Origin of the sequence: Myxococcus sp. CA005 (genome assembly GCF_006518205.1) — a bacterium.
GTDB lineage: Bacteria > Myxococcota > Myxococcia > Myxococcales > Myxococcaceae > Myxococcus > Myxococcus xanthus.
In genome coordinates this window covers 1-14,837 of sequence record NZ_SRLV01000004.1, presented here as the reverse complement: position 1 = coordinate 14,837, position 14,837 = coordinate 1, and the positions used below count along the sequence as shown (strand labels likewise).

The following is a 14,837-nucleotide window of genomic DNA, read 5'->3' as shown; positions in this document are numbered from 1 at the left end:
AGCTCCAGTCCCCGCTGGAGCACCCGATCCCCCCACTTTCTGGATATCGACTTCGATGACTGACATCTCTCGGGCCCTCGAGCAGCTTTCTCCCTCGCAGCGCGCCCTTCTCGACCTGCTCCTCCAAGAGCAGCAGTCGGCGCAGCCTCACGCGGCGGCGCCCGTCCTGGTCCGGCGCGAAAGCAACGAACCCGCTCCTGCATCCTTCCCTCAGCAGCGTCTGTGGGTCCTGCATGAGCTGGATCCCAGCAGCATGGCTGCCTACAACGTCCACGTGAGCGTGGAGTTCTTCGGGCGGCTGGACCGGGCCCTGCTCACCCGTTGTGTGAACGAGGTGGTGCGCCGTCACGAATCCCTGCGCACGACGCTGAGGAGCCACGGCGGAGATCCGGTGCAGGTGGTCGCCCCCTCGCTGGAGCTCACCCTCCCCGAAGAGGACCTGTCCGCGCTGTCCCTGGAGGCGCAGGGAGATGAGGTACGCCGCCGCATCATCGCGGAGGCCAACTTCGAGTTCGACCTCTCCGCCGGGCCGCTGCTGCGAGTCGGCATCCTGCGGCTCGATGCGCAGCACGCACTGGTGCTGTTGACCCTGCACCACTCCGTAACGGACCAGTGGTCCCTGGGCGTGTTCCTCCAGGAGTTGATGGCGCTCTACAAAGCCTTCGAGGAGGGCCAGCCTTCGCCCCTGCCGGAGTTGGAACTCCAGTACCCGGACTACGCGCGGTGGCAGCGCGAGCAGTTCGAAACGCGGGAACTGGCCGGTCAGCTCGATTACTGGCGACGACAGCTCACGCCGCAGCCTTCCGCGCTGGTCGTTCCGTCGGACCATCCCCGACCGGCGCTGAAGACGTATCGCGGCGGGTGGCACCACTTCCGGCTCGAGCCAGAGCTGGCACGGAAGCTCAAGCAACTGGCGCAGAAGGAAGGCGCCACGCTCTTCATGGTGCTGATGGCGGCCTACCAGACGCTGCTGCACCGCTACAGCGGCCAGCAGGACTTCGCGGTGGGCTCGCCTGTCGCCAACCGCCGGGCCCCCGAGCTCGAACCGCTCATCGGATTCTTCGTCAACATGCTGGTGATGCGTGCGGATGCCTCGGGGGACCCGACGTTCCGCTCATTCCTGCACCGGGTGCGGCAGGTCTGCCTGGATGCCTACTCACACCAGGACGTGCCCTTCGACAAGCTTGTGGAGGAGCTGCAACCGCCCCGCGACCCCAGCCGCAATCCGTTCTTCGAGGCCGTCTTCGTCCTCCAGAACGTGCCTCAGCCGGCCCTGCGGATTCCGGGCCTGCTCGCGCGTTACGTGGAGTTGGATCTGGGCGTGTCCCAGTTCGACCTGCTGATGGAGCTGCGCGAGGACCGGCCGGACCGGTTCATCGGCCGCATCGAGTACTGCGCGGACCTGTTCGACGCGAAGACCGTCGAACGGATGGATCGCCACTACGTGCGCCTGCTGGAGAGCGTGGTTGAGAACGCCGACCAGCGACTCTCCGAGCTGCCCCTACTGCGCACCGAGGAGCGTCAACAGCTCCTGGTCGACTGGAACGCGAAGTCCACGGCGTTTCCACGTGAGACGCCGATTCACTCGCTCTTCTCCGAGCAGGCGGCTCGCGCGCCAGACGCCGTGGCGCTTGTCAGTGGTGAGACCCTCGTCACCTATGCGGAGTTGGAGCGTCGTGCGAATCAACTCGCGCATCACCTGCGCACGTACGGCGTTTCCCGAGGCACCCGCGTGGGCCTGTGCCTGGAGCGCTCTCCGGACATGGTGGTGGGACTTCTCGCCATCCTCAAGGCCGGCGGCGCCTACGTGCCCATCGATCACCACTACCCCGCTGAGCGCATCTCCTTGCTGCTTCAGGAGGCCGGCATCGGCGTGCTCGTCACGACGAAGCCACTGGCGGAAGGGCTCCCTGCATCCAACAGCAAGCATGTGTGTGTAGACACAGACGCGGACGTCATCACCGCCTTGCCGCATGACGCGCCTCTGCCCGCGACCGTGGGCGGTGATGATCTCGCCTACGTCATGTTCACCTCCGGCAGCACCGGCCGGCCCAAGGGCGTCTGCATTCCTCACCGCGCAGTCTCTCGCCTCGTCCTCGCCAACCCCTTCATCCACTTCGGCCCTGACGAAGTCTTCCTCCAACTCGCCCCCGTCGCCTTCGACGCTTCCACCCTGGAACTCTGGGGCGCCCTGCTTCACGGTGCACGCCTCGTCCTCGCTCCGCCTCACACGCCTTCTTTGGACGAACTCGCCGCACTGCTGACTCACCACCGCGTCTCCACCCTCTGGCTCACCGCTGCCCTCTTCGAGCAGATGGTGCTTCACCAGGGCAACGCCTTGGCCGGTGTCCGGCAGGTGCTCGCTGGCGGTGACGTGTTGCCTCCTCTTCGCGTCCGTCAGCACCTGGAGCGCATTCCCCTCGGCGCCGTCCTCGTCAACGGCTACGGCCCCACCGAGAACACCACCTTCTCCGCCACCCACTCCCTTCGCGCGGGGGAGGCCTTCGGCACCTCCGTCCCCATTGGCAGGCCCCTGGGGCACTCCACGGCCTACGTCCTCGACTCGCGCATGGAGCCCGTCCCCGTCGGCGTCCCTGGCGAACTCTTCGTCGGTGGCGACGGCCTCGCCTGGGGCTACCTAAGCCGCCCGGAGTTGACGGCTGAGAAGTTCCTCCCTCACCCCTTCTCCTCCGCCCCGGGCGCTCGCCTCTACCGCACCGGCGACCGCGTCCGTTGGAGGGCGGACGGCTCGCTGGAGTTCCTCGGCCGCTCCGACTTCCAGGTGAAGGTGCGCGGCTTCCGCATCGAGCTGGGCGAAATCGAATCCGTCCTCCAGCAGGCTCCAGGCGTCCAGGAGGCTGTCGTCCTCGCTCGTGAGGACGCCCCAGGCGACAAGCGTCTCGTGGCTTACTTCGTGCCCACCGCCGCAGCGCGGTCGGAAGAACAGGCCGCGAATGCTGTGGGCGGCATCCGCACATTCCTCAAGGCGCGGCTGCCCGAATACATGCTGCCCGCGGTGTTCATGCCGCTGGAGGTCCTGCCGCTGTCCCCCAACGGCAAGGTGGACCGCAAGGCGCTGCCCGCCCCGTACGCGGACCTGAATCGGACAGGAACGCCGTTCGAAGCACCGCGGAACGCCTCCGAGCAGACCCTTGCCGATATCTGGGCCGAGGTCCTGGGCCTCCGTCAGGTCGGCATCGACGACAGCTTCTTCGAGTTGGGTGGCGACTCCATCCGCAGCATCCAGGTCATCGCGAAGCTGCGGGAACAAGGCCTGGAACTGCCCACGCTGGAGTTGCTCCAGCACCCGACCATCCGCGAACTCACCGGTGTCATCAAAGCCACGAGCGTGGCCCCCGCGGGCCAGATCGCGCCCTTCAGCCTCGTGTCCGAGGCAGACCGTCAGCGGCTGCCCGAGGACGTGGAAGACGCCTACCCGCTGGCCGCGCTCCAGTCAGGCATGTTGTTCGAGAGCGCGCTGGATGCCTCAGCCGGCATCTACCACGACATGTTCAGCTTCCATGTGGAGATGGCGCTGAACGAACCGCTGCTGCAACAAGCCTTCCGGGAGCTGTTCGCGCGTCACGCCATCTTGCGCACGTCGTTCCACTTGGACGGCCACGAAGAGCCCCTCCAGCTCGTCCACCGTGAAGTGGAACCGCCGCTGAAGTTCGAAGACCTCCAGCACCTGGAGGCCCCCCAGCAAACGGCCTACTTGCAGGTGTCGGCGGAGAAGGAACGCGTCCAGCCGTTCACCTGGAACCAGGCGCCGCTGATGCGGCTCTGCGTGCATCGCCGGTCGGAAACCACCGTCCAGCTGACCATCGTCTTCCACCACGCCATCCTCGATGGCTGGAGCGCCGCGACCCTTCTCTCGGAACTCTTCGGCCGCTACCTCGAATTGCTGGAGGGCACTGAAACCCCTGCCGCGCCGTCCCCGGCCGCCACCTACCGGCAGTTCGTGGCCTTGGAGCGTGAAACCCAGAACTCCCATGAGAGCGAGCGGTTCTGGCTGCGGCGCATGGATGGAGTGGACGCAGCAAGTCCGCGCCCGCTCCGGTCCCGGGACGACGAGCGCGTCCTACACACCCACGACGTGCGCATCCCCGGGCCTCTCCAGCAGGCCTTGCTACGCGTGGCTCACGAGGCGGGTGTGTCCCTCAAGACGGTGCTGCTGGCCGTGCATCTGCGCGTCCGCGGCTTCGTCGAAGGCAGCACCTCCGTCGTCACCGGCATCGTCACCAACGGCCGCCCCGAAGTCGTCGATGGTGAGCGGATGATTGGCCTGTTCCTCAACAGCGTCCCCTTCCCGGTGACGCTGCCTGGAGGCACATGGCTGGAGCTCATTCAGCAGGTCGCGAAGCATGAGCAGGAGTTGATGCCGCACCGCCGCTACCCCATGGCGCGGCTCCAGCAGAAGCGCGGCGGTCAGCCTCTGTTCGACACGCTCTTCAACTTCATCCACTTTCACGTCGCGGGGGGGCTGTCCCAACAGAAGGGGCTGCGCTTCGTGGACGAGATGCTGGGCGCCGCCTGGATGGAACTCCCGCTGGGCGTCACCTTCACCCAGGATCCCGACACCTCGTCGCTATCGGTCTCCATCGCCACCACGGGCACTCGGCACGAAGCGGAGCGGACGCGGGAGTTGGGGCAGTACTACCTGCGCGCACTGGAAGCCGTGGCCGCGGGACCAAGTGGCCGCTACGAGCAGGCAGCGCTGCTCCCACCGGTCGACCGCGACACGCTGCTGGAGGCGTGGAATGCCACGCGCCGGGAGGCCGCCTGGGAAGGCTGCTTGCACGAGCGGTTCGAGGACCGTGCGGCCCTTTCTCCCGATGCTCTCGCCGTGCTGGACGATGAGCACTCGCTCACCTATGCCGAACTCAACCGTCGGGCCAACCAGCTCGCCTGGGCCCTGCGTACCCGAGGCGTAGGGCCCGAGGTCCGAGTGGGCCTCTGCATGGAGCGCGCGGTCGACATGGTCGTAGGCGTCCTCGCCATCCTCAAGGCAGGCGGCGCCTACGTCCCCATGGATCCGGCCTATCCCGCCCAGCGCCTGGCCTACATGGTGAGTGACTCGAATGTCAGCTGCATGCTCACGCAGCAGCGAGTCGCGGACAAGATTGCCGGGCACAAGGTGGAGGTCCTCTGTGTGGATGACGCAGGGCTCGTGAACGGTTCACGGGACGCGTCCAACCCGCCGCGACTCAGCAGACCCCAGCACCTCGCCTACGTCATCTATACGTCGGGTAGCACCGGCATGCCCAAGGGCGTCATGGTGCAGCACGCCTCGGTGATGAACCTGCGCGCGGCGCTGGCAGCCACCGCCTACGCAGGTGTGGGCAAGCCCCTCCGCGTCAGCCTCAATGCGTCGCTGTCCTTTGACGCGTCCGTGCAGCAACTGGTGCAGCTCGCGGACGGACATGCGCTGTGCGTGGTGTCACAAGCGACACGAGAGGACACCCGCCTGATGCTCGCGTGGTTGGAGCGGCATTCCGTGGACGTCCTGGACTGCGCTCCCTCACAACTGCGGCTGCTTCTGGACGAGGGTCTGGCCGCACACAGCCCTTTGCGCGTACTGGCCGGCGGCGAGGCACTAGACGAGGCGCTCTGGGCCCGGCTCTCCGCCCATCCCCACATCGAGTGCTTCAACGTCTACGGCCCTACGGAGTGCACCGTGGACTCCACGCTGCGTCCCGTGCGCGGAGCGTCCCTGCCTCCATCGCTGGGCGGTCCGTTGGCGAACGCTCAGACCTACGTGCTGGACGCGTACCTGCAGCCTGTACCGGTAGGTGTGCCCGGCGAGCTCTACATTGGTGGCGCGGGCCTGGCGCGTGGCTACCTGAATCGTCCTGAGCTCACCGCCGACCGGTTCATTCCCAATCCCTTCAGCACGGCCTCCGGCGCCCGTCTCTATCGGACGGGAGACCGGGCTCGCTGGTTGCCCCAGGGCGAACTCGAGTTCCTGGGCCGCATCGACTTCCAGGTGAAGGTGCGCGGCTTCCGCATCGAACTGGGAGAGATTGAGTCCGCGCTGCGCCAACACCCCGCGGTGCGCGACACCGTGGTCCTGGTACGCGAAGACACGCCAGGGCTGCAACGCCTGGTGGCGTACGTGGTCGCGGAGGCGGAGGCCACCACCGTCGTGGACTCCGGTACGTTCCGCCCGTTCCTCAAGGAGCGGCTGCCCGAGCACATGGTGCCCTCGGCCTTCGTCACATTGGAGGCCCTGCCACTCACCCCCAATGGCAAGCTGGACCGCAAGGCCCTGCCGGCACCGGAAGCCCCTCGGAGTGCCGCCACACGCCCGCTCAGCACGGAAACGGAGCGTCGTGTCGCCGCTCACTGGGCCACTCTGCTGCATGTCGAGACAGTCAACGCCGAGGATGACTTCTTCGCACTCGGGGGCCACTCGCTCCTGGCCACCCAGTTGGTAACGCGGCTGCGGCAGGACTTCGACGTAGACCTGCCGCTGCGGGCCCTCTTCGAGCAGAGCACGGTGGCGGCGCTTGCCGCGCGTCTGGATTCCGAGCGGGCTCGCGGCACCGCAAGTGCCCTGCCGCCCATCCGTGCCGCGCCACGCGATCGTCCACTGCCCCAGTCCTTCGTCCAGCAGCGGCTGTGGGTGATGGAGCAACTGACGCCCGACACCGCGACGTACAACAACCCCGCGGCGGTGGCCATCGACGGAGCCCTCGACGCTCGCGCGATGGAGCAGTCCCTGTTGCGGGTGGTGCAGCGACACGAGGCGCTGCGCACGACGTTCCGGAACGAGGGGGACCTGCCCGTACAGGTCGTCCATCCGATCAAGACGCTGGAGTTGCCCATCACGGACATCTCCACCCTGCCCGAAGGTGAGCGTGATGCCCGGGCTCGTCAGCTCGCGAACGAGGAGGCCCATCTCCCGTTCAACCTGGTGCGCGGCCCGCTCTTCCGGGCGCGCTTGCTCAGGCTGGCTTCGGACAGGCACGTCCTGTTCGTCACGATGCACCACATCGTGTCCGACGGCTGGTCCGTGGGCGTGCTGGTACGGGAGGTGGCGGAGGGCTACGAAGCCGCCGTCCAGGGCCGCGATGCACAGCTGCCCCCGCTTTCGGTGCAGTACGCCGACTACGCCCTCTGGCAGCGAGAATGGATGCAGGGGCCGGTGCTTGACTCACGGCTGAACTACTGGCGTGAACAGCTCGATGGAGCCCCCGCGGCCCTGGAGCTGCCTACCGACAGGCCGCGCCCAGCGGTGCAGACGTACCGGGGAGCGCTCCTCCCGGTGAGGATGCCCGCGAAGCTCTCCGAGGCTGTGACTGCACTGGCGCGTCGTCAGGAGGCGACGCCCTTCATGGTCCTGCTGGCGACCTGGCAGTTGCTGCTTTCGCGCTACTCCGGTCAGCAGGACCTCTGCGTCGGTTCGCCCATCGCGGGCCGCACCCGGCCGGAGCTGGAAGGGCTCATCGGCTTCTTCGTCAATACGCTGGTCTTCCGGGCCCGCATGTCGCCGGAGCTCCCCTTCCGTGAGCTGTTGGCTCAGGCAAAGGCGGCGGCGCTGGGTGCGTCTGAACACCAGGACGTGCCGTTCGAAAAGCTGGTCGAGGTGCTGCAACCCGCGAGAGACCCGAGCCGCTCGCCGCTCTTCCAGGTCACCTTCACCCTGCAAAACACGCCGCCCGTGCGACTTGAGTTGCAGGGGCTATCGTTGCATGTGCTGGAGACGGAGCTGGAGACCGTCAAATTCGACTTGAGTCTCTTGCTGGAAGAGACCCTGGAAGGGCTCTCCGGCGCACTGAACTACAACACCGACCTCTTCGATGCCTCCACCGCCGCGCGCATGATGGGGCACTTCCGCACGCTGCTGGAAGCCATCGTCACGGATGAGAACCAGCGTCTGGTCGAGTTGCCCCTTCTGCGCACAGAAGAGCGTCAGCAGCTCCTGGTCGACTGGAACGCGACGTCCGCCGTGTTCCCGCGCGATACACCGACTCACGTTCTCTTCTCCGATCAGGCGACTCGCACGCCAGACGCCATGGCGCTTATCAGCGGTGAGAGCGTCGTCACCTACGTGGAGCTGGACCGCCGCTCAAATCAGCTCGCGCACCACCTGCGCGCGTATGGCGTTTCCCGAGGCACCCGCGTGGGCCTGTGCCTGGAACGTTCGCCGGACATGGTGGTGGGCCTGCTTGCCATTCTCAAGGCAGGCGGCGCCTACGTGCCCATCGACCACCACTACCCCGCTGAACGCATTTCCTTGCTGCTTCAGGAGGCCGGCGTCAGCGTGTTCGTCACGCAGGAGTCGCTCGCCGATGAGCTGCCCAGCTCGGGCGGGTTGATGGTGTGCGTGGACACGGACGCGGACCTCATCGCCGCCTTGCCACATGGCGCGCCTCCATCCGCGGACGTGGGCGGTGATGATCTCGCCTACGTCATGTTCACCTCCGGCAGCACCGGCCGGCCCAAGGGCGTCTGCATACCCCACCGCGCAGTCTCTCGCCTCGTCCTCGCCAACCCCTTCATCCACTTCGGCCCTGACGAAGTCTTCCTCCAGCTGGCCCCCGTCGCCTTCGACGCGTCCACTCTGGAGCTCTGGGGCGCGCTGCTTCACGGTGCTCGCCTCGTCCTCGCTCCGCCTCACACGCCTTCTCTGGATGAACTCGCCGCACTGCTGACTCACCACCGCGTCTCCACCCTCTGGCTCACCGCTGCCCTCTTCGAGCAGATGGTGCTTCACCAGGGCAACGCCTTAGCCGGCGTCCGGCAGGTGCTCGCTGGCGGTGACGTGTTGCCGCCTCTGCGCGTCCGTCAGCACCTGGAGCGCATTCCCCTCGGCGCAGTCCTCGTCAACGGCTACGGCCCCACCGAGAACACCACCTTCTCCGCCACCCACTCCCTTCGCGCGGGGGAGGCCTTCGGCACCTCCGTCCCCATTGGCAGGCCCCTGGGGCACTCCACGGCCTACGTCCTCGACTCGCGCATGGAGCCCGTCCCTGTCGGCGTCCCTGGCGAACTCTTCGTCGGTGGCGACGGCCTCGCCTGGGGCTACCTAAGCCGCCCGGAGTTGACGGCTGAGAAGTTCCTCCCTCACCCCTTCTCCTCCGCCCCGGGCGCTCGCCTCTACCGCACCGGCGACCGCGTCCGTTGGAGGGCGGACGGCTCGCTGGAGTTCCTCGGCCGCTCCGACTTCCAGGTGAAGGTGCGCGGCTTCCGCATCGAGCTGGGCGAAATCGAATCCGTCCTCCAGCAGGCTCCAGGCGTCCAGGAGGCTGTCGTCCTCGCTCGTGAGGACTCTCCAGGAGACAAGCGCCTGGTGGCCTACGTCGTGGGCGAAGACGGCGTGGAGTCTGTCGATGCACGTGCCCTACGCGACCACGTCCTGCGCAAGCTGCCCGAGTATCTGGTCCCCGCCATCTTCATTCCGATGGAGTCCCTGCCACTGTCGGCAAACGGCAAGGTGGACCGCAAGGCCCTGCCCGCCCCCGACGCGGACCGAGCGCTGACGGGCGCATCCTTCGAGGCACCACGAGATGCCTCCGAGCAGGCTATCGCCGATATCTGGGCCGCGGTCCTGGGCCTGCGCCAGCTCGGCATCGACGATAATTTCTTCGAACTGGGCGGAGACTCCATCCGCAGCATCCAGGTCATCGCCAAGCTACGCGAACGGGGCCTGGAGCTGCCTATCATGGAGCTGCTGCAGCACCCGACCATCCGCCAGCTCTCCGGCGTGGTGAAGCACGCCGGAGAGTCCTCCCCTGCCGCACATGACGTGGCCCCCTTCGGCTTCGTGTCCGAAGCGGACCGCAAGCGGCTGCCGGAAGACGTGGAGGATGCCTTCCCGCTGGCCGCGCTCCAGTCGGGCATGCTCTTCGAGAGCGCGCTGGATGCCTCAGCCGGAATCTACCACGACATGTTCAGCTTCCATCTGGAGCTGAAGCTAGACGAGCCGCTGCTGCGTCAGGCGTTTCAGGAACTGATTGCGCGTCACGCCATCCTGCGAACCTCCTTCCATCTGGATGGCTACGAGGAGCCCCTCCAACTCGTCCACCGTGAGGTCAGGCCACCGCTGCGAATCGAGGACCTTCGGCATCTGGAACCCTCCCAGCAGGACGCTTTCCTGCGGGAGTGGGTGGAAGCGGAGCGCATCAAGCCCTTCGAGTGGACCCAGGCGCCCTTGCTCCATGTCGCCGTGCATCGCCGCACGGATCGCGGCGTTCAACTGACCATCGTCTTCCACCACGCCATCCTCGATGGCTGGAGTGCCGCGACCCTGTTCTCGGAGCTCTTCGGCCGCTACCTCGAATTGCAGGACGACTCCAACGCGCCCCCGGCACAGCCCCTGGCTGCGACCTACCGCCAGTTCATCGCGTTGGAGCGTGAGGCCCAACAGTCCGCGGAGAGTGAGCGCTTCTGGCTGAAGCGCATGGAAGCCATGGACTCGCCAGGCCCTCGCCCGAACCGGGCCAGGGACGGCGAACGCGTGCTGCACAACCACGAAGTGCGCATCCCCAATTCTCTCCAGCAGGCATTGGTACGCGTGGCCCACGAGGCGGGTGTGTCCCTCAAGACGGTGCTGCTGGCCGTGCATCTGCGCGTCCGGGGCTTCGTCGAAGGCAGCACCTCCGTCGTCACCGGCATCGTCACCAATGGTCGTCCGGAAGTCGTGGATGGTGAGCGGATGATTGGCCTGTTCCTCAACAGCGTGCCTTTCCCAGTGACGCTACCTGGCGGCACATGGATGGAGCTCATCCAGCAGGTCGCGAAGCATGAGCAGGAGTTGATGCCGCACCGCCGCTACCCCATGGCGCGGCTCCAGCAGAAACGCGGCGGTCAGCCTCTGTTCGACACGCTCTTCAACTTCATCCACTTCCACGTCGCGGGAGGGCTGTCCCAACAGAAGGGGCTGCGCTTCGTGGACGAGATGCTGGGCGCAGCCTGGATGGAACTCCCGCTCGGAGTCACCTTCACCCAGGACCCGGACACCTCGTCGCTGTCGATTTCCATCTCCACTACGGGCACTCGGCACGAAGCGGAGCGGACGCGGGAGTTGGGGCAGTACTACCTGCGCGCACTGGAAGCCGTGGCCGCGGGACCAGGTGGCCGCTACGATCAGGCAGCGCTGCTCCCACCGGCCGACCGCGACACGCTGCTGGGGGCGTGGAATGCCACGCTCCGAGAGGTCGCCTGGGAAGGATGCTTGCACGAGCGGTTCGAGGACCGTGCAGCCCTTTCTCCCGATTCCCTCGCCGTGCTCGACGATGAGCACTCGCTCACCTATGCCGAACTCAACCGTCGGGCCAACCAACTCGCATGGGCCCTGCGTACTCGAGGCGTAGGGCCCGAAGTCCGCGTGGGCTTGTGCATGGAGCGCTCGGTCGACATGGTCGTCGGCGTCCTCGCCATCCTCAAGGCAGGCGGCGCCTACGTCCCTATGGATCCGGCCTATCCCGCCCAGCGCCTGGCCTACATGGTGAGCGACTCAAACGTCGGCTGCGTGCTCACGCAGCAGCGCGTCGCGGACAAGCTCGCCGGGCACAAGGTGGAAGTCCTCTGCGTGGACGACGCCGCTCCCACGAACGAGCCGCGGTCCGAATCCAATCCACCGAGGCTCAGTGAACCCGAACACCTCGCGTACGTCATCTACACCTCAGGCAGCACCGGCAAGCCCAAGGGCGTCATGGTACAGCATGCCTCGGTGATGAACCTGCGCGCGGCGCTGGCGGCCGCCGCTTACGCAGGCATGGACAAGCCCCTACGGGTCAGCCTCAACGCGTCACTGTCCTTCGACGCCTCCGTGCAACACCTAGTGCAGCTCGCGGACGGACATGCGCTGTGCGTGGTGCCGCAAACCGCTCGAGAGGATGCGCGCATCATGCTGGCGTGGCTGGAGCAGAATGACGTTGACGTGCTGGACTGTGCCCCGTCGCTGCTGCGCCTGCTGCTGGACGAGGGCCTCGCGGCCCACCGGCCCTTGCGAGTGTTGGCCGGGGGCGAAGCACTGGACGAGGCGCTCTGGGCCCGGCTCTCCGCCCATCCCCGCATCGAGTGCTTCAACGTCTACGGCCCCACGGAGTGCACCGTGGACTCCACGCTGCGTCCTGTGCGCGGAGCATCCCTGCCTCCATCGCTGGGCGGTCCGTTGGCGAACGCTCAAACCTACGTGCTGGACGCGTACCTGCAGCCTGTACCGGTAGGTGTGCCAGGTGAGCTCTACATTGGTGGAGCGGGCTTGGCGCGTGGCTACCTGAATCGTCCTGAGCTCACCGCCGACCGGTTCATTCCCAATCCCTTCAGCACGGCCTCCGGCGCCCGTCTCTATCGGACGGGAGACCGGGCTCGCTGGTTGCCCCAGGGCGAACTCGAGTTCCTGGGCCGCATCGACTTCCAGGTGAAGCTGCGCGGCTTCCGCATCGAACTGGGAGAGATTGAGTCCGCGCTGCGCCAACACCCCGCGGTGCGCGACACCGTGGTCCTGGTCCGAGAAGACACGCCAGGGCTGCAGCGCTTGGTGGCATACGTGGTCGCGGAGCCCGCGGCCACCGTCGACTCCGGTACGTTCCGGCCGTTCCTCAAGGAACGGCTGCCCGAGCACATGATGCCCTCGGCCTTCGTCACCCTGGAGGCTCTACCACTCAACACGAGCGGCAAGGTGGATCGCAGGGCGCTTCCGCTACCCGAGGAAACGTCTCCGCGGCATGAGGTCTACGTCCCGCCGCGCGACGCATACGAACTTGAGTTGGCGCGTCTCTTCGAGGAACTGCTCGGTGTCTCGCCAATCAGCGCGAAGAGCGACTTCTTCGAACTGGGCGGTCACTCACTGCTCGCGGTGCGGCTGCTGTCCATGCTGCGAGCGCGAACGGGTCGAACGCTGCCAGCCGCGGCGCTCTTCCAGACCCCCACTGTCGAGGGGCTGGCCGCCTTCCTACGGCGCGAACCCGCGCTTTGGACGCCGCTCGTTCCGATTCAACGCAGTGGCTCGCGACTGCCCTTCTTCTGCGTCCACCCCGTGGGAGGCACCGTGTTCTGCTACACCGAGCTGGCGCGCAGGCTCGGCCCTGACCAGCCCTTCTACGGCTTGCAGGCCCAGGGGCTGGAGGGAACACTGCCTCCGCTCGAGTCCATCGACTCCATGGCGGCCAGCTACGTGGACGCCATCCGCACCCTGCAACCCCAGGGCCCGTACCGATTGGGAGGATGGTCACTCGGAGCCGTCATCGCCTTCGAGATGGCGCGCCTGCTCCACCAGCGTGGTGAGACGGTGGAGGTCCTTGCCCTGATTGAGCCCAGTTCCACCTCGCTGGCCCAAGGTGTCACCACCAACGACGACTCGGCCGCTGCAACGATGTTCGCGCTGGACCTGGCGCTCACGGCGGGTATCGCGTCAGCAATGACCGTGGAGGGGGCAGTGAGTGACCCGCAGGCACTGGTGGAACGCGTGCTCCAGGAGGACCGCGAGGCGGGTGTTTTCGTCCCAGACGCCGGCATGGAGCACTTCCACGCGCTGCTTCGTGTCTTCACCGCCAACGTCCGTGCGCTCCAACAGCACACGCTGGGCACCTTCCCAGGCTCCCTCACAGTCCTACGCGGCAGCGACACCGAACTGGAGCCTTCCGAGGCGGAAGACCGCGGATGGAGCCGCCATGCAACTCAACTGGCGGTGCACGTCGTTCAGGGAGATCACTACACCGTCCTGCGACTCCCCGGGGCCGATGCGCTCGCACGCGTCCTGACCGAGCTTCTGGCGCGCGCCGATACGACCGAGTCAGTATCCCAGTAGCCTCTGACTGAAGTTGCCCCGGCCTGGAGCTGCTGCTCTACCTCCAGCGACCGGGCATGGAGTTCGAGTGTCCCTTCGCGTCCAGCCGGGTGCGCATGTCGGAGCCCCGGGTGGACCACGTCCGGCTCGGCAGCATGGTGGCCCTGCGGGATGTCACACTCGACGACGTCCGGATCGACACGGAGCGCAAGCCAGGAGACGGGCCTCCTGTGCGCCTTGCTGTCGTCGAGCGTCGGGGCCAGCTCGCGCGGCTCGGCGGCGAGCCGTGTGGATGCCGACGCTGTGCCCGCGGAGGAGGCCCGAGCGACTTCCCCCGCCCCCGCCGCTGCGCCCCCTGAGCAGCTGGCCGCGGACGGCACACCTCCCAGATTGCGTCTCTACCGGGGCGGCGGCCATCCATGACGTCCGCTCCGCAAGGAGCAGCGCAATGAATCCCTGGAAACGTTTCCCCTTGGGGCTGGCACTCCTCACCGGCTGCGGTCCCATGTCCACCGATCTGGAGGGTCCAGTGAATGACGGCGCCGCGAGCGCCGCCTACAGACAGGCTGGGGCGCCGCTCCGGCCCTGCTGAGAGACATCTAGCGCGGCCCCATGGGCTCGGACCCGCTGGAGCTGACGCGCGGTAACCGTCTCCTCTTCTTCACCGCAGATGATGGCGTCCACAGTCGCGAGCTGTGGAGGAGTACCGGCACCGGCGGTAAACAACGCTGGAGGAAGCCTGCCACGGCCCAGGACGGCAGGTTCGGCCCACATACCCGGCCGGCCAACCGGCTTTCCGAGCTGGAGCGGCGGCGCATTCTCGCCGTGGCCAACAGCAAGGAGTTCCGCGACATCTCGCCCAAGCAGATTGTCCCCAGGCTGGCGGATAGGGGCGAGTACGTGGCAAGCGAGGCGAGCTTCTACCGAGTACTGCGCGAAGCGGGGCAGCTCGCGCACCGAGGCTGCGCCTAGCACTACTGCGTCAGGGCCCCGACGGGTGGACGGGGAGATCGGGTGGGCTGCGCGAGGAGCGTGGGTGGTTGGAGCGGTGGCAGGTGGGGCAGCGCGGCAGCCAGGTGGCAATCCCCCGGGCCATGGC

Annotated in this window: 1 protein-coding gene and 1 pseudogene; both read left to right on the top strand. The window is 67.0% G+C overall.

Annotated features, from left to right (window positions below):
• Nucleotides 1-55: 55 nt before the first annotated feature.
• The gene (locus tag FMQ63_RS02695) at nucleotides 56-13,759 is read left to right on the top strand and encodes a non-ribosomal peptide synthetase (protein ID WP_011553636.1); all 13,704 of its coding nucleotides are present in this window, start codon (nucleotides 56-58) and stop codon (nucleotides 13,757-13,759) included.
• 756 nt (nucleotides 13,760-14,515) lie between these two features.
• Nucleotides 14,516-14,686, top strand: a pseudogene (locus tag FMQ63_RS37770) (IS3 family transposase); the annotation flags it as partial.
• Nucleotides 14,687-14,837: the final 151 nt, after the last annotated feature.